The sequence below is a fragment of the Bradyrhizobium canariense genome (genome assembly GCF_900105125.1).
Lineage (GTDB): Bacteria > Pseudomonadota > Alphaproteobacteria > Rhizobiales > Xanthobacteraceae > Bradyrhizobium > Bradyrhizobium canariense_A.
Map to the genome: position 1 here is coordinate 5640011 of NZ_LT629750.1, position 18965 is coordinate 5658975.

General features: G+C 62.8%; 18 protein-coding genes. 7 read left to right on the top strand and 11 right to left on the bottom strand.

Annotation, left to right across the window (positions count from 1 at the left end):
* The first annotated feature begins 2 nt into the window (after positions 1-2).
* Together ubiG and BLV09_RS26760 are read left to right on the top strand one after the other, a co-directional pair.
* Positions 3-782: a bifunctional 2-polyprenyl-6-hydroxyphenol methylase/3-demethylubiquinol 3-O-methyltransferase UbiG gene (ubiG, locus tag BLV09_RS26755; RefSeq protein ID WP_100385232.1), complete on the top strand. Its 780-nt coding sequence runs from the start codon at positions 3-5 to the stop codon at positions 780-782.
* Between the two features lie 141 nt (positions 783-923).
* Positions 924-1823: an EamA family transporter gene (locus tag BLV09_RS26760; protein WP_146691312.1), complete on the top strand. Its 900-nt coding sequence runs from the start codon at positions 924-926 to the stop codon at positions 1821-1823.
* 20 nt (positions 1824-1843) lie between these two features.
* Here BLV09_RS26760 and BLV09_RS26765 read toward each other — a convergent pair whose 3' ends face one another.
* The 4 genes from BLV09_RS26765 to BLV09_RS26780 are packed head-to-tail and all read right to left on the bottom strand — an operon-like array spanning position 1844 to position 4313.
* Positions 1844-2329 (bottom strand): DUF1178 family protein, encoded by a 486-nt coding sequence (locus BLV09_RS26765; RefSeq protein ID WP_146689539.1) that lies wholly within the window; start codon positions 2327-2329, stop codon positions 1844-1846.
* Positions 2326-3201 carry a carbon-nitrogen hydrolase family protein gene (locus tag BLV09_RS26770; protein ID WP_146689540.1) on the bottom strand — a complete coding sequence of 292 codons (876 nt, stop codon included), beginning with the start codon at positions 3199-3201 and terminating at the stop codon, positions 2326-2328. The genes BLV09_RS26765 and BLV09_RS26770 overlap by 4 nt, the downstream gene beginning before the upstream one ends.
* Positions 3198-3473: a glutaredoxin 3 gene (gene grxC, locus BLV09_RS26775; protein WP_146689541.1), complete on the bottom strand. Its 276-nt coding sequence runs from the start codon at positions 3471-3473 to the stop codon at positions 3198-3200. Before grxC ends, BLV09_RS26770 begins: the two co-directional genes overlap by 4 nt.
* Positions 3474-3503: 30 nt before the next feature.
* The gene (locus BLV09_RS26780) at positions 3504-4313 is read right to left on the bottom strand and encodes a ComF family protein (RefSeq protein ID WP_146689542.1); all 810 of its coding nucleotides are present in this window, start codon (positions 4311-4313) and stop codon (positions 3504-3506) included.
* 81 nt (positions 4314-4394) lie between these two features.
* Here BLV09_RS26780 and BLV09_RS26785 point away from each other — a divergent pair, with 81 nt between their 5' ends.
* Entirely contained in the window at positions 4395-5243 is an 849-nt protein-coding gene (locus BLV09_RS26785; RefSeq protein ID WP_146689543.1) for a methyltransferase domain-containing protein, read from the top strand.
* Positions 5244-5264: 21 nt separating this feature from the next.
* On the opposite strand, the gene mutT is transcribed toward BLV09_RS26785, so the two are convergent.
* The 3 genes from mutT to BLV09_RS26805 all read right to left on the bottom strand — a co-directional run bounded on the left by mutT (position 5265) and on the right by BLV09_RS26805 (position 8066).
* On the bottom strand, positions 5265-5675 hold the full coding sequence (mutT, locus tag BLV09_RS26790; protein ID WP_100385239.1) for an 8-oxo-dGTP diphosphatase MutT: 411 nt from the start codon (positions 5673-5675) through the stop codon (positions 5265-5267).
* A gap of 18 nt (positions 5676-5693) precedes the next feature.
* Positions 5694-6935, bottom strand: coding sequence for a bifunctional glutamate N-acetyltransferase/amino-acid acetyltransferase ArgJ (gene argJ, locus BLV09_RS26795; RefSeq protein ID WP_146689544.1), 1242 nt, complete (start codon positions 6933-6935; stop codon positions 5694-5696).
* A gap of 180 nt (positions 6936-7115) precedes the next feature.
* The gene (locus BLV09_RS26805; RefSeq protein WP_146689546.1) at positions 7116-8066 is read right to left on the bottom strand and encodes a peptidylprolyl isomerase; all 951 of its coding nucleotides are present in this window, start codon (positions 8064-8066) and stop codon (positions 7116-7118) included.
* A gap of 335 nt (positions 8067-8401) precedes the next feature.
* On the opposite strand from BLV09_RS26805, the gene secA reads away from it, so the two are divergent.
* On the top strand, positions 8402-11236 hold the full coding sequence (gene secA, locus BLV09_RS26810) for a preprotein translocase subunit SecA (RefSeq protein ID WP_146689547.1): 2835 nt from the start codon (positions 8402-8404) through the stop codon (positions 11234-11236).
* 255 nt (positions 11237-11491) lie between these two features.
* Here secA and BLV09_RS26815 read toward each other — a convergent pair whose 3' ends face one another.
* The 4 genes from BLV09_RS26815 to BLV09_RS26830 form a co-directional block, all read right to left on the bottom strand.
* Positions 11492-12967: a L,D-transpeptidase family protein gene (locus tag BLV09_RS26815; RefSeq protein ID WP_146689548.1), complete on the bottom strand. Its 1476-nt coding sequence runs from the start codon at positions 12965-12967 to the stop codon at positions 11492-11494.
* A 258-nt stretch (positions 12968-13225) separates the two neighbouring features.
* Positions 13226-14188 (bottom strand): acetyl-CoA carboxylase carboxyltransferase subunit alpha, encoded by a 963-nt coding sequence (locus BLV09_RS26820; protein ID WP_146689549.1) that lies wholly within the window; start codon positions 14186-14188, stop codon positions 13226-13228.
* A 199-nt stretch (positions 14189-14387) separates the two neighbouring features.
* The gene (gene xerD / locus BLV09_RS26825) at positions 14388-15377 is read right to left on the bottom strand and encodes a site-specific tyrosine recombinase XerD (RefSeq protein ID WP_146689550.1); all 990 of its coding nucleotides are present in this window, start codon (positions 15375-15377) and stop codon (positions 14388-14390) included.
* Positions 15378-15464: 87 nt separating this feature from the next.
* A complete protein-coding gene (locus BLV09_RS26830; protein ID WP_146689551.1) occupies positions 15465-15611 on the bottom strand; it encodes a histidine kinase in 147 nt (48 codons plus the stop codon).
* Between the two features lie 162 nt (positions 15612-15773).
* Between BLV09_RS26830 and BLV09_RS26835 the strand changes: the two genes are divergently transcribed.
* The 3 genes from BLV09_RS26835 to BLV09_RS26845 all read left to right on the top strand — a co-directional run bounded on the left by BLV09_RS26835 (position 15774) and on the right by BLV09_RS26845 (position 18959).
* Positions 15774-16403, top strand: coding sequence for a shikimate kinase (locus tag BLV09_RS26835; protein WP_100385248.1), 630 nt, complete (start codon positions 15774-15776; stop codon positions 16401-16403).
* On the top strand, positions 16400-17548 hold the full coding sequence (gene aroB / locus BLV09_RS26840; protein ID WP_146689552.1) for a 3-dehydroquinate synthase: 1149 nt from the start codon (positions 16400-16402) through the stop codon (positions 17546-17548). The genes BLV09_RS26835 and aroB overlap by 4 nt, the downstream gene beginning before the upstream one ends.
* A 103-nt stretch (positions 17549-17651) precedes the next feature.
* Positions 17652-18959 (top strand): HlyC/CorC family transporter, encoded by a 1308-nt coding sequence (locus tag BLV09_RS26845; RefSeq protein WP_146689553.1) that lies wholly within the window; start codon positions 17652-17654, stop codon positions 18957-18959.
* Positions 18960-18965 lie beyond the last annotated feature (6 nt).

Genomic DNA, 18965 nt, shown 5'->3' on the forward strand with positions numbered 1-18965 from the left:
CCATGGCCATCCAGCAACAAAACTCTCCTGCCCAAAACTCTCCTGCCAGCGCCGCGGGCAGCACGGTCGATCCCGCCGAAGTCGCGAAATTTTCCAAGCTGTCGGACGAATGGTGGGATCCGAACGGCAAGATGGCGCCGTTGCACAAGATCAATCCGCTGCGGCTGACCTATATCCGCGATGCCGCCTGCCGCAAGTTCGAACGCAACGCCAAAAGCCTGAGCTGCCTTTCCGGCCTGCGCATCCTCGATATCGGCTGCGGCGCCGGCCTGTTATGCGAACCGTTCACGCGGCTCGGCGCGCAGGTGATCGGGGTCGATCCGTCCGCCAGCAACATCGCGGCGGCCAAATTGCATGCCGACAAGGGACATCTCTCGATCGACTATCGCTGCACCACGGTCGAGCAGATGGACGTGCGCGAACGCTTCGACATCGTGCTGGCGATGGAGGTGGTGGAGCACGTCGCCGATGTCGGCATGTTCCTCAACCGCTGCGCGGCGATGCTGAAGCCCGGCGGAATGATGGTGCTCTCGACGCTGAACCGCAACTGGAAGAGCTTTGCGCTCGCCATCGTCGGTGCGGAGTATGTGCTGCGCTGGTTGCCGCGCGGCACGCATCAATGGGACAAGTTCGTCACCCCCGATGAACTGGCGCGTCATCTGCTGGACAACAAGCTCGTCGTCACCGAGGAGACCGGCGTGGTCTACAGCCCGTTCGCCGATCGCTGGAGCCTCTCGACGGATATGGACGTGAATTACATGGTGATCGTGGAAGGGGCGTAGATCGGACCTGCGTCATCCTCGCCCCGCTTGCGGGGAGAGCGAGTGGACCGCAATCCTGTCATGACGCTGTTCCAGTTGACCATCCGAGCCGCGCCCGGCACGGTGGCCGCCCTTCTTAGCTGCCAGCCGATTCCCCAGCACATGATCAGCACCGCCACGCTCTGGATTCCCTTCACCATCACCGCTGCGCTGGGGCAGGTCGCGCGTAATGCGATGCAGCGGAGCCTGACCGGGCCGCTCGGAACCTGGGGCGCGACCAATATCCGCTTCCTGTTCGGCTTTCCGTTCTCGCTGATTTTCTTTGCCGTGGTGATCCTGGCGACCGGCGACGCCGTGCCGTGGCCGACCGCGGCATTCTGGCCGTGGCTGATGCTGGGTGCGCTCAGCCAGATCATCGCCACCGGGCTGATGCTGCTCGCCATGAACGACCGCTCGTTCGTGGTGACGACGGCGTATCTGAAAACCGAGGCGATCCAGACCGCAATCTTCGGCTTCGTGTTTCTCGGCGATCATCTTACCGCGCTGAAAGTGGTCGCGATCCTGATCGCGACCATCGGTGTCATCGTCACCGCGCTGCGGCCCGGCGGCGAAAAGAGTTTTGCGGAACTAAAGCCGACGATCATCGGGTTGGTCGCGGCCGCGGCGTTCGCCTTGTCGGCGATCGGTTTTCGCGGCGCCATCATCACCGTGCCGGGCGTCACATTCGTGACCGCGGCGTCCTATACGCTGGTATTCGGCCTGTTCGTGCAGACGCTGGTGCTGACCATCTACCTGCTTTTGCGCGCGCCGGAGATATTGAGAAAAATCCTGGGCCTATGGCGGCCGTCGCTGTTTGCCGGCTTCATGGGCGCGTTCGCCTCGCAGTTCTGGTTTCTGGCATTTGCGCTCACGGCCGCCGCCAATGTGCGCACGCTGGCGCTGGTCGAGGTGCTGTTCGCGCAAGGCGTGGCGTATTATTCCTTCAAGCAGCCGCTCTCGGTGCGCGAGCTTTCCGGCATCGCGCTGATCGTGGCCGGCGTCGGGCTTTTAGTGGCGGTGTAGATTTATCTGATGCTTGCGCGTCAGTTGCGGTCATCCGGTAGCACCGGCAGCGGCGACACCTCGATGCCTTCGTCGATCAGCGAGCGCGCCTCTTCCGGCGAGGCTTCGCCATAGATCGGGCGATGCTCGATATCGCCATAGTGCATTTTGCGGGCCTCGTTGGGAAAGCGTTCGCCAACATTGTCGGCGTTTTTCACAATGTGGTCGCGCAACTCCTTGAGCTTGGTACGCAACTCGCGTTCCTGCGCCATCATCAGCGGTGTTGAAGCGGTCGTTGCGACATCGGTGGAAGGCGCTGGGACTGGAGCAGCCGCGGGAGCCACCGCGTTATCGCGGGTTTTCCTGCTCACGATCTGCGGGGCCATGATGGCGCGCTCGACCTTGGTCGAGCCGCACAGCGGGCAGTTCACCAGCTTGCGTTTCTCCTGCGATTCGTAGGCCGAGGAACTCTGGAACCAGCTTTCGAACGCGTGGCCGCGTTCGCAGCGCAGATTGTAATGGATCATGCCGAGCCCCGCACCAGATGCAGATACTCTGGTCCTGCCTTGGGATCAGCAACGCTGAAACGCCGGCCGTGCTGCAAGGACGGCACCGTCTTGCGTGCGGTCTCGACCCTCGCCGGATCGATCTTCGCCAGGAAAACGCCTGGCTCGACGCCGCCCTCGGCGAGGATTTCGCCCCAGGGCGCGATGATCAGCGAATGGCCGTAGGTCTCGCGCTTGTTTTCGTGCAGGCCGGCCTGCGCGGCTGCGAACACGAAGCAGCCATTCTCGATGGCGCGGGCGCGGAGCAGCGTGTGCCAATGCGCTTCACCGGTCTTTCGGGTGAAGGCGGAGGGCACGGTGAGGAATGCCGCGCCGCTTTCGGCGAGCGCGCGGTACAGCGCCGGAAAGCGCACATCGTAACAGATCGTCAGGCCCATGCGGCCCCAGGGCAAATCCGCGATCACGGCGGTTTCGCCCGGCTGATAGTTGGCGGATTCGCGATAGCTCTCGCCGCCGGGGAGATCGATATCGAACATGTGGATCTTGTCATAGCTGGCGATCACGCCGCCGTCGGGTCCGATCAGGAAAGAGCGATTGACCGCGCGCTCGGCGGACGCGCGCAACGCCAGCGAGCCGATATGCAAATAAATCTTCAGCTCAGCCGCGAGCGCGCGATAAGCCCTGAGCGAAAGGTCATCTTCCTCGGCGGCGAGATGCTCGAACAGCGCCGTGCGGTTGACCTGCATCATGTTGCTGACCTCGGGGGTCTGCACATAATCGGCGCCTTGCGCGGCAGCTTCGCGGATCAGCCTGGTGCCCTGTTCGAGACTTGGTTGCGGCAACAGCCCGGTGCGCATCTGCACCATGGCGGCAGTAAAGGTGAGGTCGCTCATGGATTGGCCTTTCCGTTCGCCAGCAACGCATCGAGCTTGCCCTCGCGGTCGAGCGCGTAAAGCTCGTCGCAGCCGCCGACATGGGTTCGGTCGATGAAAATCTGCGGGAAGGTCGACCCGGCGCCGGCGCGATCGAACATCTGCTGACGAAGCGTCGGGTCGGTGGCGACGTTGAATTCGGTGAACGCGGCCTTTTTGCGCGCCAGCAACGACTTGGCGGCGCTGCAATAGCCGCAGCCCGGACGGGTGTAGATCTCGATCGCAGCGGTCATGGTCTGCTCGGTTTTAGGGAAGTGCCTGAATTATATGGGAGCTTTATGGGTGTCCACAACCCGGGCGAATACCAGCACGTCAACCTGCGCCGCCTTGGCGCGCAGCAGCGCCCGCGCGCAGGCGTCGACGGTCGCCCCTGAGGTCAAGACATCGTCGATCAAAACCACGCGGCGGCCCGCGATATCGCCGTTTCGGTCGGGTGCGACCTTGAATGCGCCCTGCACATTGCTGGCGCGCTGCGTGCGGGACAGCCCGATCTGCTGCTCCGTCGGCCGGACCCGCCGAAGCGCCTCCGAGGCCAGTTTGATGCCGCTCTGCCGCTCGATGATTCGCGCCAGTGCTCCGGACTGGTTGTAACGGCGTTTCCAGCCCCGCCGCCAATGCAGGGGAACCGGAATCAGCACGTCGGCTTCATCGAGCAGTTCACGGCCGGCGCGCGCCATCCAGCGTCCCATCGCCGGGGCCAGATCGGTGCGGTCCTGGTATTTCAGGGCATGTACCAGCGTGCGCGCGACGTCGTCATAACGGACCGCGGCGCGGGCGCGGCTGTAGGCCGGCGGATTGGCGATCGCTTCCATCGACAACAATTCGGGCCCGGGATCGTAAACAAAGGGAATGCCGAGCCGCGGGCAAAATGGCGGCGCGATGAACGATAGTTTCGACCAGCATTCAGCGCAGACGCCTTCGCCACTGACCGGCTCGCGGCAAGCCACGCACAGCGTCGGCAGCGCGATATCGAGCGCGAGCCGCGCCGCATGTGTCCACGCGCCACGGCATGCGTTCAGGGCCCCGCGCAAATGGCCGGAGATGGAACGTGATGGTGATGCTTCCGCGTCCATGGGCGCAAGGTTAGCGTCGGCTTGAGGAGCGCTCAAGTATCCCGGATTGCCAGATAAGGGGAGACCGGCGTACCTACCGGCATGGCCTCGACCCCAACCGCCGCGCCCATCCTGTTTGACCGCGCCTTGCTGCAGGCGCGGCAGAGCCGTGCGCGAAAGCTTGGGCCTGCAACATTCCTGCTCGATCGCGTCGTGGAAGATATTGATGAACGGCTGCGCGCGGTGCTGCGGGACTTCTCGGATGCCGCAGACCTGTGGTCACCGGGCGACTTGCTGCGAGGGCCGACGCGCGATCGCTTCAAGACCGTTACCCATATCGATCTGGCGAGTTCGGCGCGGGAGGCCCTGTCATTCCAGCCGGAATCGCTCGATCTCGTCGTCTCCGGGCTGGCCTTGCAATTCGTCAACGATCTGCCGGGCGTGCTCACGCAGATCCGCCGCGCGTTGCGACCTGACGGGCTGTTGCTGGCGGCGATGATCGGCGGCGACACCTTGACTGAGCTGCGGCAATCTTTCGCTGCGGCGGAAGCCGAATGCGAAGGCGGGGTTTCACCCCGCGTCGCGCCGTTTGCCGATCTGCGCGACGTCGGAGGCCTGTTGCAGCGCGCCGGCTTCGCGCTGCCGGTCACCGACCTCGACCGCATCGTGGTGCGCTACGACAACGCCTTTGCGCTGATGCAGGATCTCAGGCGCATGGGTGCGACCAATATTCTGTTTGAGCGACGGCGGATGCCGACCCGCCGCGCCACCTTGATAAGAATGGCGCAGATTTACAGCGAACGCTTCGCCGATCCTGATGGCCGCATCCGCGCCACCTTCGATGTGATCTGGCTATCGGGCTGGGCGCCGCATGAGAGCCAGCAAAAGCCGCTGAAACCGGGATCGGCGAAAGCGAGGCTGGAAGAGGCGGTGAAGCGGGCGCCGAAGTGAGCTTGCCGAGATCGCCGCCTCTCACATCAACAAATCGATCAGATGCGGGATCAGCGGAATATCCGCCGGCGGCATCGGATAGTCGCGCAGTTTGTTGGCGCGGACCCAGGCGAGGTTTTGCCCCTCGCGCGCGATCACATTCCCTTCCCAGCGCCGGCAGATGTAAAGCGGCATCAAGAGATGGAAAGTCTCATAGGCGTGGCTGGCAAAGGTGAGCGGCGCCAGACACGGCTCGCTCACGGTAATGCCGATTTCTTCCTGCAGTTCACGGATCAGCGTCTGTTCCGGCCGTTCGCCGGGCTCGACCTTGCCGCCGGGAAATTCCCACAAGCCGGCCAGGGTCTTGCCTTCAGGGCGCTGCGCGATCAGCACGCGCTTGTCGGCATCGACCAGCGCGCAGGCGACCACCAAAGTGAGTTTGACGTCAGCCATGCGCGGATGCTCAGGGGTTCACGACCGGTAATCGCCGTTGATCGCGACATATTCCTTGGTGAGGTCGCAGGTCAGCACGCGGTCGCGGCCTTTGCCGAGCCCGAGCGCGACCTTGATCTGGATCTTCGGATTCTTCATCGCGGCCGAGACCTGCGCCTCGTCATAGGACGGATCGCGCGCGCCACTTTTGGCGACGCGGATGCCGTTGAACGAGATCGTGAGCTTGTCGCGGTTGGCAGGCTCGCCGGCCTTGCCGACCGCCATCACCACGCGGCCCCAATTGGCGTCCTCGCCCGCGATCGCGGTCTTCACCAGCGGCGAATTCGCGATCGACATCGCGATCTTGCGTGCGGACGCTTTCGTTGTCGCGCCCTCGACGATGATCTCGACCAGCTTGCGGGCGCCTTCACCGTCGCGGGCGACCTGCTCGGCGAGATTGGCGAGCACCGCACGGAAGGCTTTGGTGAAAGCCTTCAATCGCGGGTCGCTGGCGCGGCTGATCTTGGGCGCGCCGTTGGCCGCAGCCGCACCGGTCGCAAAAGCCAGCAGCGTATCCGATGTCGAGGTGTCGCCGTCGATGGTGACCGCATTGAAAGTATCTTCGACGCCGCTCTTGAGCAGCAATTGCAGCGCGGTCGCCGAGATCGGCGCGTCGGTGAAAATGAACGACAGCATGGTTGCCATGTCGGGTGCGATCATCCCTGCACCCTTGGCCATGCCGTTGATGGTGACGGTTGCCCGGCCGAGCTTCACGCTCGAGGTCGCGACCTTCGGGAAGGTGTCGGTGGTCATGATCGCCTTGGCGGCACTCATCCATTCGCCGGGCACGGCCTGTTCCGCCAGCGTGCCGAGTACGCCGTTGAATTTGGTGGCGTCCAGCGGTTCGCCGATCACGCCGGTCGAGGCGAGAAAGATGTCGCCGGCGCTGCATCGCAGGGCCTTGGCGGCGATATCGGCCGTCAGCGTCGTTGCCTGCCTTCCGGTCTTGCCGGTGAATGCATTGGCATTGCCGGAATTCACCACCAGCGCACGCGCCTTGCCGCGGGGGAGCTTGGCGCGGCACCATTCCACCGGAGCGGAGGGGCATTTCGATTTGGTGAAGACGCCGGCTACCGTGGTCCCGGCATCCATCACCGCGAGCAGCACGTCGGTGCGGCCTTTGTAGCGGATTCCAGCAGAAGCCGTCGCAAGCTTCACGCCGTCGATGGCGGGCATGTCGGGGACTTCGGTCGGGGCAAGCGGGGAGACGGCGGTAGACATTCAAGGCACCCTATCGACAAGGAAACTGCAGCGTCATGGCCGGCTTTGTTCCGGCCGTCCACGTCTACAGCACCCGCAAATGAGGGTTTTAAGACGTGGATGCCCGGCACCTCTGGCACGAAGACGCGCTTTAGGGCCGGGCATCACGTCAAACTACTGAACTGCGATGGCGAAGTCGATTTACTTCTTCGCCGGCGCCATCTTGGAGTCTTTCGCCGCGTCGGGGCTCTTGGTATCCGTCTTGGCAGCATCCGGCTTGGCGTCTGGCGTCGCAGGGGTGTTGGCGGCCTGGTCCATGCGCTCGATCTTGGCTGATTCACGCAGCTTCGCCACGTAATCGGCCTGCGCCTTGCGCGTCACATAGGTCTCGATCTGGCCCTTGACCTGGTCGAAATCGGGCGCCTTGCGGTTGCGCTTTTCCTCGACCTTGATGACGTGCCAGCCGAACTGCGACTTCACGGGGTCGGAGATCTTGCCGGGCTCCAGCGAGAAGGCGACGGCGGAGAATTCCGGAACCATCTGGTCCTTGGTGAAGAAACCGAGGTCGCCGCCATCGGACGCGCCGGGATCCTTGGACTTCTTCTTGGCGAGTTCGGCGAAATCGGCGCCGGCCTTGAGCTCTTTTTCGACCTCCTTGGCCTCGTCCTCGGTCTCGACCAGAATATGACGGGCACGGACTTCCTGCTCGCCGGTGATCTGCTTGGCGGCGTCCTCATAGACTTTCTTCATGGCCTCGTCGGTGGTCGCAGCCTTGCCTTCATTGGCCAGCAGGCTGTCCATCAGAAGCCGGCTGCGCGCGAAGGCGAGCCGCTTCTTGAACTCCTCGCTATCCTCGACCTTCTTGTCCTCGGCCGCCTTGGCGACGAGCTTCATGTCGATCAGGAACGCCAGCAGGTTTTCCTGCTTGGTCGCCGGATCCATCTTCTCGAGGCTCGGCCCCAGCTCCTCCTCGGCGATCGCCATGTCGCTCTGGTGGATCTCGGAGCCGTTGACCTTGGCCAGCACCGGATTAGCGTCGTCGGCGCGTACCGGGGAGCCTGCGAACAGAACCATCGCGAGACAGCCCGCCACGGCGGCGGAGGCAAGGCCAAGGCGCGGGCCGGTTTTCGTTTCCGGGAACGAAGTGGTCATGGAAAATCCTTATGGGGCTGTTTTGGGGCGGCGGGACACTCGCCCAATCGCACCGCCTTGGCAACGCGAAAAGTCTGTCAAAATGATGAATTCCTTGACAGCTTGGCGTTGTTGACAAGGCCCGGACCCAGCCATATCTCTCCGAAACCGGGGTCGATGGCGATAGTGTTTATTGGCTGCGCTTTTGGCCGTTGAACCTTGGATTACTGAATTCCCACTCATTTGGCGGGTGCTGCCGGATCGGGGCCGGCGCCGCGATGCGTCACGATGAGTTGATAGGTGCCCCGAGGACCAGTTATGGCTGTAACGCCGAACCGCACAGACAGGAATTTGTCATGATCGGCGCCCTCGCCCGCAAGTTTTTCGGTTCCTCCAATGACCGGCGGATCAAGGGCTATCAAGCCCGCGTCAATGCCATCAACGCGCTCGAGCCGGAAGTCGCGGCGCTGTCGGATGAGGCGCTGAAAGCGCGCACCGTCGAATTCCGCAAGGAGCTTGCGGACGGCAAGGCGCTTGACGACATCCTGGTGCCGGCTTTCGCCACCGTGCGGGAGGCGGCCAAGCGCACGCTCGGCCAGCGGCATTTCGACGTGCAGCTGATCGGCGGCATCGTGCTGCATGAAGGCGATATCGCCGAGATGAAGACCGGCGAAGGCAAGACGCTGGTCGCAACGCTTGCGGTGTATCTGAACGCGCTGGCCGGCAAGGGTGTCCACGTCGTCACCGTCAACGACTACCTGGCCCGGCGCGACTCTGCCTGGATGGGACAGATCTATGGCTTCCTCGGCCTTACCACCGGGGTGATCGTCCACGGCCTCGACGATAGCGAGCGCAAGGCGGCCTATGCCTGCGACATCACCTACGGCACCAACAACGAATACGGCTTCGACTATCTGCGCGACAACATGAAGTATCGCCTGGAAGACATGGTCCAGCGCAGTCACTTCTACGCCATCGTCGACGAAGTCGACTCAATCCTGATCGACGAGGCGCGGACGCCGCTGATCATCTCCGGCCCGCTCGATGACCGTTCGGAATTCTACAACACCATCGACACCTTCTTCCCGAAGCTCGACAAGACCGATTACGACGTCGACGAGAAGCAGCGCACGGTGACGCTGACCGAAGCCGGCATGGAGAAGATCGAAACGCTGCTGCGCGACGCCGGCCAGCTCAAGGGCGATTCACTGTATGACGTCGAGAACGTCTCGGTGGTTCACCACATCAATCAGGCATTGCGCGCGCACTCGCTGTTCCAGCGCGACAAGGACTACATCGTCCGCGATGGCGAGGTCATCATCATCGACGAGTTCACCGGCCGCATGATGCAGGGCCGCCGCTATTCCGAGGGCCTGCACCAGGCGCTGGAAGCCAAGGAGCACGTGCAGGTTCAGCCGGAAAACCAGACACTGGCCTCGATCACCTTCCAGAACTATTTCCGGATGTACGAGAAGCTCGCCGGCATGACCGGCACCGCGTTGACCGAAGCCGACGAATTGTTCGACATCTACAAGCTCGAGGTCGTGGAAATCCCGACCAACCTGCCGGTGGCGCGCCTCGACGAGGACGACGAGGTTTACCGCACGCAGGACGAAAAGCACGCGGCGATCATGGCCGAGATCGAGCGGGCCAATTCGCGGCTGCAGCCGGTGCTGGTCGGCACCGCCTCGATCGAAAAGTCCGAGGTGCTGGCCGAATATCTGAAAAAGAACGGCTACAAGCAGATCGATTTCGGCAGTGAATCCGGGATGGAAAAGCTCTACGCCGCGGCGCGCGCGGGCAAACCCGCCAAGCTGTTCGCGGTGCTCAATGCGCGCTTCCACGAGCAGGAAGCCTATATCGTGGCCGAAGCCGGCGTGCCCGGCGCGATCACGATCGCGACCAACATGGCCGGCCGCGGTACCGACATCAAGCTCGGCGGCTCGCTCGACATGCGGATCCTGCAGGAGACCACCGGGATTACCGACGAGGCCGAGAAGGCCGCCAAGATCGAGCGCATCAAGGCCGATATCGAGCGTTTCCGTAACATCGTGCTGAAAGCGGAAGACCTCATCGAGGTCGAGCCCGCGAAGGGCACAAAGCCCGCGAAAACCGTGACCCGGCCAGGCGGTCTCTACATCATCGGCTCCGAACGCCATGAATCGCGGCGCATCGACAACCAGTTGCGCGGCCGTTCGGGACGCCAGGGCGACCCCGGACGCTCGAAATTCTTCCTGTCGCTGGAAGACGATCTGATGCGGATCTTCGGCTCCGACCGGCTCGATACCATGCTGACGCGGCTCGGCCTCAAGGAAGGCGAAGCCATCATCCATCCCTGGATCAACAAGGCGCTGGAGAAGGCGCAGCAGAAGGTCGAAGCCCGCAACTTCGACATCCGCAAGAATCTGCTGAAGTTCGATGACGTCCAGAACGATCAGCGCAAGGTGATATTCGACCAGCGCGTCGACCTGATGCAGGACAACAGCGTCGCCGAGACGGTTGCGGACATGCGCCACGCCTTTGTCGAGGACGTCGTCACCAAGCACGTGCCCGAACATGCCTATGCCGAGCAGTGGGACGTCGCGGGCCTGAAGGAAGAATTGAAGCGCGTCCTCGACATCGATCTGCCGGTCGATGAATGGGCCAAGGAAGAGGGCATCGCCGACGAGGAATTGCTGTCGCGCATCGAGCAGCGCGTCGACGAGCACATGGCGGCCAAGGTAGGGCAATGGGGCCCCGACGTGATGCGTTATGTCGAGAAGACGATCCTGCTGCAGACGCTGGATCATCTCTGGCGCGAGCATCTGGTGATGCTCGATCATTTGCGTCAGGTGATCGGGCTGCGCGGCTACGGCCAGCGTGATCCGTTGCAGGAATACAAGTCGGAAGCGTTCGGCCTGTTCGAGGCGATGATCGCGCATTTGCGCGAGGCGGTGACGGCGCAACTGATGCGCGTCGAGATCGTGCCGCCGGAAGAGCAGCAGCCGGAACTGCCGACGATGGAAGCCCACAAACTCGATCCGAATACCGGGGAGGACGAAATGGCGTTTGCCAGCGCCTCGCTGGTGCCGGCGGCTACCGCGGACCGCGATCCCAAGAATCCGGCAACCTGGGGCAAAATCGGCCGCAACGAGGATTGTCCCTGCGGTTCCGGCAAGAAGTACAAACACTGCCACGGCCGTTATGCCTGAACAGTCGGCGTCGCTGACTTAGGCGATCAAGCCATGCACCAGAGTAGGGTGGGCAAAGCAAAGCGTGCCCACCTCTCTTAACATTTGACCCCACGGTTCCCGGCGATGGTGGGCGCGGCGCGAAGAGCGCCTTTACTCGCCCTGCCTCTATGCATGAACGGTGCTTGCTTGTGCGCCGATATCATCAATCGGCTATTGGCTTGCCAAAGCGGGTTCGCCCGCGGGCGTGACAGCTATTTGACGACCGGCGGGGACTTACTTCGCCGAGAAGCGGCTGTCGAACGAGTTCGACTGCACGATCGGCTGCGCGCCGGCAACCATCGCGTTTTGCGGGGCAGGCGCGGCGGCCTCGGTGGACTGCGTATCCGTTACCGACGATTTGAGTGGCGGCTTGGTGGCGGCCTGCTTGGTCTCGGGTTTGGTCTCGGGCTTCTTGGCCTCAAGACGCAGCGGCCCAGGGCGCTTGGCCTCGATCACTTTTGGTTTCGCCGGAGCAGCGGGGGCAGTCGTTGTCGCCGTGGTATCGGCGGCGGCCGTGCCGAAGCCGACCTTGCGGGCGAGACTTCCAAAGAATCCATCGGACTGTCCATCCGCCGTCGCCACCTTCGTGTTGGTCGTCGCCGGCGTGGTCGTCGCGGCTGCGACAGCCGGCGGCTGGTCCGGTTGCGACAGGTTCGGCAGATGCGGTGGATTGACGGTCTGGGGAATGGTGCCGGGTGCGCGGGCCATCGCCAGCAGCGACAGATCCTGTCCCGTTCCGCCATCCGAAAGCCCGGTATTGCCGTCGGGTATCTTGGCGGCGAACACCTTGTTCATTCCGCCATCAATGCCGGTATTCATTCGTGCGACCGGCGTTCCCTTGGCAACGAGCTTTGCCATTTCGGCGTCGTCCTGCTCCTGCTTCTGGCGCACCGCTTGGGCGATATCATCCGGGATCACATAGGCCGGGCATTTGGCCGATGCCTCGAACACCGGATCCTTGGTCGCATTCGGCGGCTTGGCGGCATCGAACACGTATTTCTTCTCGCAGAAATCCACCTTCGGCTCCTGCTTTGTTACTTCGAAATGATCATTGCCTTCCTTGATCATTCGCCAGAACGGCATGTTCGGATTGTTGCGATGCTTGGCCAGATTCACCGGCGTCAGGTGGAACGGATAGGCCTGGAACTGGAACGCGCGCTGGCCGCCGAAGAACGATTCCCGTCCCAGCGAATAGATTTCCGCAATCTGTTCGTCGGTCATCGCGTAGCAGCCGCGCGATGAGCAGTCGCCATGCACCATCAGTTCCGAGCCGGTGCGTCCCAGCGCCCTGTCGAACGCGTTGGGGAAGCCGGTGTTGAACGAAAGATAATAGGCCGATTGCGGGTTCATCTGCGCGGGCGAGATGGAATAGAAGCCCTCCGGCGCCTGACGGTCGCCTTCGCGGACCTTGGGTCCGAGGTCGCCCGACCAGCGGCAAATCGGATAGGTCTTCAGCAGCGCGAAGTGACCGGAGCGGTCCTGCTTCCAGACCTCGAGCTCGGCCTCTTCCTTGAACAGCCGGACCAGGATCGGCGATTGCAGATCCATGTCCTTTTCCGCCATCGCGGCGATGAGTTTCGGAGAGACAGGCTGGTTGGCCTTGGCGTTATTGGCGAGCGAGACTTCGTCGCTGTTGCAGCCGGCCAACAGCGCACCGGCCGCAAGCACGGCCGATGTGACGAGCGCGCGAACCAGCGAGCGATAAATCAATGGAAAGCTCCACACCCAACGGGCAAATTCACACCCCGATTATCGTGTCCGTGCCCTGAAGCCATTGACTAAAATAGTACCCTTTGGGTCCCCGGCTCGCAAGCCAGCGGGACCGTCATGGCAGGTTCCATGCCGAGCATGGTCAACAGAGGTTAAATACCGGGGGCGGGGCCTAATTACGGCCAAAATCCCTGATTTTCGGAAAAACCACAGGGGCAATCGGCGCAGGGAAGCGGCATGAACAAGCCGTTATGCCGCTCAGCCCAGTTTCCGGCCGATTTCGAGGAATTTCTGGCGCCGCTGCTGGCGGATCGCATCGCTCGAAAGGTGGCGGAAATCGTTGAACGCCTGGGCAATGGCGTCGCCGGTGGCCGCGATCATGGTATGCGGGTCGCGATGGGCGCCCCCTGAAGGCTCTTTCAGGATGGAATCGATCACGCCAAACCGCAGCATGTCCTGCGCCGTGATCTTCATGCTGGTCGCCGCTTCCTGGGCCTTGGTTCCGTCGCGCCACAGGATAGAGGACGCCGCCTCCGGCGAAATCACGCTGTAGATGGCATGCTCGAACATCAGCACGCGGTTGGCGGTGGTGATGGCGATGGCGCCGCCCGACATGCCCTCGCCGGTGATGATGGCGACATTGGCCACGCCGAGCGACAAACAGGCGTCAGTGGAACGCGCGATCGCCTCGGCCTGTCCGCGTTCCTCCGCGCCGATGCCGGGATAGGCGCCGGCGGAGTCGACGATCGACAACACGGGAATGCCGAATCGATCGGCCATCTCCATCAGGCGGACCGCCTTGCGGTAGCCCTCGGGACGCGCCATGCCAAAATTATGTTTGATGCGGGATTCGGTGCTGGCGCCCTTTTCCTGGCCAAGCACGCAAATGCTCTCGCCGCGGAAGCGGCCGAACCCGCCGATCAGCGCTTCGTCCTCGCCGAACTTGCGGTCGCCCGCGAGCGGCGTGAACTCGGTGATCAGCGCGCCGATAAAATCGGTCAGATGGGGCCGCTGCGGATGGCGCGCGACCAGGGTTTTCTGCCACGGCGTCAGATTGGCGTAGAGGTCGCTCAGCGCCAGCGCCGCCTTGTCTTCTATGCGCGAAATCTCTTCGCTGATGTCGCTGCCGGTCGCCGCCAGCGCGCGCAGTTCATCGACCTTGGAGTCGAGTTCCGCGACGGGCTTTTCAAAATCGAGGTAGCTGCGCATGGGATCCGGCATCAAAGCAATATAAGGGCGAACGCGATGTGACGCGAAGCGGCTTCGGGTGACATGAAGAAATCGAGCATCTTCAATTATTTAGAGTGGATTTCGACGTGGGATCAGACCAGTTTTGCGGCAAGCTCGCGAAAGCAGGTCGCGGGCAGGAAATGGCTCTTTCACGGCAGAAGGCGCCGAAGTCAAGCGCCCCTGTGCGAAGTTACTTCTCGGCCAGCGGATGCAGATCACGCACCAGGCTTTTCAGGCGCTCCTCGACCACATGGGTGTAGATCTGGGTGGTCGAGATATCGGTATGACCAAGCAGCGTCTGCACGATGCGCAGATCCGCGCCGTTGTGCAGCAGATGGCTTGCGAATGCATGGCGCAGCACATGCGGGCTGACCAGCCGCGGGGCGAGGCCGGCGGCCGCCGCCAGTTCCTTCAGGTCGCGCGCGAAATGCTGACGCGTCAGATGTCCGCTCTCGCCGAACGAGGGAAACAGCCATTTCGAGGCCAAGCCTTGCTTTGAAGCTAAGCCTTGCTTTGACGCCGAACCTTCTTTTTTCTTTTCCGGCTCGAGCGCTTCCATCGCCGCGAGGTAATCGGCCATCGCTTGTCGCGAAGCCTCGTTCAGCGGCACCAGCCGCTCCTTGTTGCCCTTGCCGCGCACCACGATCATGCTGGCATCGCGGCGCGACGCCGAGAGCGGCAGCGCGACCAGTTCCGACACCCGCAGGCCGGTGGCGTACAGCACTTCCAGCAGGCAATATAATCGCATGGCGCGAAGCCGTTGCGATGCGGACACCGGCGCATCGGCAAGCTGCTTTGCGCGCACCAGCAGGCGATCGACGTCTGCGATCGACAGCACTTTCGGCAGGCCGCGGCCGCGTTTTGGGCCGGACAGGATCGCCGCGGGATCGTCGCTGCGGATCCGTTCGTTGAGCAGGAAGCGAAACAGATGCCGCATCGCCGAGAGCCGGCGCGCCACGCTCGACGACTTGAAACCGCGCGTATCGAGGTCGGCGAGGTAGTCCCGCAGCGCCTGGGTTTCGGCCTCGGCAAAGCTCTGGCCGCTGCGGCCGAGGAAATCCGAAAAGTCGGTGAGATCGCGGCGATAGGCATCGAGCGTGTTGGCGCCGGCGCCCTGTTCGGCGGCGAGCATGTCGATGAACAGGCCGATCAGTTTGGCATCGGAGGTCGTGGAACCCATCGTTGTCGCTGCCTTCCCAAGGAGGATGCGCGCTTCCCCCTCCCTAAAAGCGAGGTCTCGCCGGCATCCTCGATCCCAACCTAGTCGCTATTTCTTGAGAAACTTGTCGGGCGGGATGGTGACGGTCATTTCCCGCGGCTTCGGGTTAACGAAATTGGCGAGCGCGAAAATCACCCCGTAGACAATCCCGCAAATTACAGCGACGACCGTCAGGAAGCGGAACAGGCTGGGCATCAGCGAGCCTCAGGCGGCAGATTGATCACGGAATCATCGGGTTAGCTGCGGGGTGACTACCAACATGTTCCCCCCTCCCTTGCAAGAGACTCTGGCAACGGTATCGGCGGGGGTAGTATAGGTGGCAGGGAACGCGGCAAATCCGCAACATAAAGAGCCTTGATGCCTGAGACCGCCTTACCGGCAACTGCCAGCACTTCCCAGGAGGCCGAGATTATCGCGGCGCTGGGAACACGCTCGGTCGTGCTGGTGGGCATGATGGGGGCCGGCAAATCCACCATCGGACGGCGGCTCGCGGCACGGCTGCGGCTGCCGTTTCTCGACGCCGATACCGAGATCGAGGCAGCCGCCGGCATGTCGATTCCGGACATTTTCGAAGCCCATGGCGAGCCGCATTTCAGGGATGGCGAGGCGCGGGTGATCGCCCGGCTGCTCGATAGCGGGGCCGGTGTGCTCGCCACCGGCGGCGGTGCATTCCTGCGCGATGAGACCCGCGACCGGGTTCGCCGGCAGGCGGTCTCGATCTGGCTCAAGGCGGATGGCGACGTCATCATGCGCCGGGTGAAGCGCCGCGCCGACCGGCCGCTACTCAAGACCCCGGATCCGGCTGCGACCATCGAGCGGCTGATCGGGGAGCGCGAGCCGTTCTATCAGCAAGCCGATCTCACGATCTGGTCGCGCGACGTGCCGCACGAAAAAATCGTCGATGAGTGCATCGATGCCCTGCACGCCTGGCTTTCGCGCGATGACGCGAAAGCAACACCATCAGATACATTGGACGCCACTCGATGACCGCGCCGCTGAAACATTCCGCTTCCATCACCCTCGAGGTCGCGCTTGGTGAGCGCGCCTATGACATCGTCATCGGCCGCGACGTGCTGCAATCGCTGGGCATGCGTGTCGCAGCGTTGCGGCCCGGCGTGCGCACAGCCATCGTCACCGACCGAACGGTGGCAAAATACTGGCTCGAGAAGACCCAAGCCTCGCTGTCGGAAGCCGGCATTGCGACATCGGCCGTCATCGTCGAGGAAGGCGAAGGCTCCAAGACCTATGCCGGCCTCGAACTGGTCAGTGAAGCGCTGATCGCAGCAAAGATCGAGCGCAACGATCTGGTGATCGCGCTCGGCGGCGGCGTGGTCGGCGACCTCGCCGGTTTCGCGGCGGCGATCCTGCGTCGCGGCGTCGATTTCGTACAGGTGCCGACCTCGCTTTTGGCGCAAGTCGATTCTTCGGTCGGCGGCAAGACCGGAATCAATTCGCCGCGCGGCAAGAATCTGCTCGGCGCATTTCACCAGCCGGTGCTGGTGGTGGCGGATACCGCCGTGCTCGATACCTTGTCGCCGCGTCAGTTCCGTGCCGGCTATGCCGAAGTCGCCAAATATGGCGTGCTCGGCGATGAAGCGTTTTTCGGCTGGCTGGAGGCCAACCACGCCGACATGTTTGCCGGCGGCGCTGCGCGCGAGCATGCGATCGCCACCTCGTGCCGCGCCAAGGCCGCGATTGTGGCCCGCGACGAGCGCGAGACCGGCGAACGTGCGCTGCTTAATCTCGGCCATACGTTCGGCCACGCGCTGGAGACGGCGACCGGCTTTTCCGACCGCCTGTTCCATGGCGAGGGTGTTTCCGTCGGCATGGTGCTGGCGGCCGAGTTCTCCGCGCAGCTTGGAATGATCGGATCATCCGATGTGGACCGCATCAAACGTCATCTTGCCGCCGTGGGTCTGCCAACCCATTTGCAGGACATTGCCGGATTTGCCCAGGAAGGGCTGCCGGACGCCGACGCGCTGTTGGCGCTGATGGCGCAGGACAAGAAGGTCAAGCGCGGGAAACTGACCTTCATCCTGCTCGAGGCGATCGGACGCGCCGTGATCGCCCCTGACATCCAGCCGTCGCTGGTTCGTGATTTTCTGACGCGCAAGCTCGCACACAAGACTTAGATGTCCTCAAGACTTAATGCACCCGAGACTTAAATTCACTCAAGACTTAAATTCACTCAAGACTTAAACTCACTCAAGACCTGGATGAAGTGAAGATCACGTCATGGACTGGTTTACATTCTCCATCGTTCTTGCCTGTCTGTTGATCTCGGCGTTCTTTTCGGCAAGCGAGACTGCGCTGACCGGCGCGTCGCGTGCCAGCATGCTGCGGCTGTCGAAACAGGGCAATCACGATGCCGATGTGGTTTCGAGCCTGTTCGCGATGCGTGAGCGGATGATTGGCGCGCTGCTGCTCGGCAACAACATTGCCAATATCGGCGCCTCGGTGCTGGCGACCGGAATCTTCACGGCGTGGTTCGGCGAGGTCGGCGTGCTCTACGCCACCGGCGTGATGACGGTGCTGGTCGTGATCTTCGCCGAGGTGCTGCCGAAGACCATTGCCATCAATGCGCCGGACCGGGTGTCGCTCCTGGTTGCGCGCCCGATGAAGCTGATGGTGTATCTGCTGGGGCCGCTGCTGACCGTGATCGAGGCGATCGTCCGCATGCTGATGAGGGCGCTGGGTATCAGGATCGGTGCCAACCAGCCGATCTTGTCGCCGACCGAGCGGCTGCGCGGCGCGGTCGATCTTTTGCATCACGAAGGCAAGGTCGAAAAGCAGGATCGCGATATGTTCGGCGGGCTATTGGACCTGCGCGAACTCCAGGTCTCCGACGTGATGGTTCATCGCACCGAAATGGTGATGATCAATGCCGATCTGCCGCCGGAAGAGCTGGTGCGCGAGGTGCTGGCCAGCGAATACACCCGAATTCCGCTGTGGCGCGAGAAACCTGAAAACATCATCGGCGTGCTGCACGCCAAGGATCTGCTGCGCGCGATCCGCAACGCCGAAGGCGACACCGCGAAGATCGACGTCTCGACGATCGCGCTGCCGCCGTGGTTCGTGCCGGAGATGCGTTCCGTATCCGAACAGCTCAAGGCGTTCCGCCGCCGCAAGACCCATTTCGCGCTGGTCGTCGACGAATATGGCGAAGTCGAAGGCATCGTGACGCTGGAAGACATCCTGGAAGAGATCGTCGGCGATATTTCCGACGAGCAGGACGTGGTGGTGGCGGGCGTTCGCGCCCAGCCCGACGGCTCCGTGGTGGTCGATGGCTCGGTGCCGATCCGCGATCTCAACCGCGCGATGGACTGGAATCTACCGGACGAAGAGGCGACCACCGTCGCCGGTCTCGTGATTCACGAGGCCCGTTCGATCCCGGAACGGGGTCAGAGCTTCACCTTCCACGGTTTCCGCTTTCGCGTCCTGCGCCGCGAGCGCAACCGCATCACGGCGCTACGAATCGTCGCGGTGCCGCGCGAGGCCGAGCTCGAGGAGAAGAAGCCGAAACGGGCCGGCACCTCGTTTTGAGCTGAT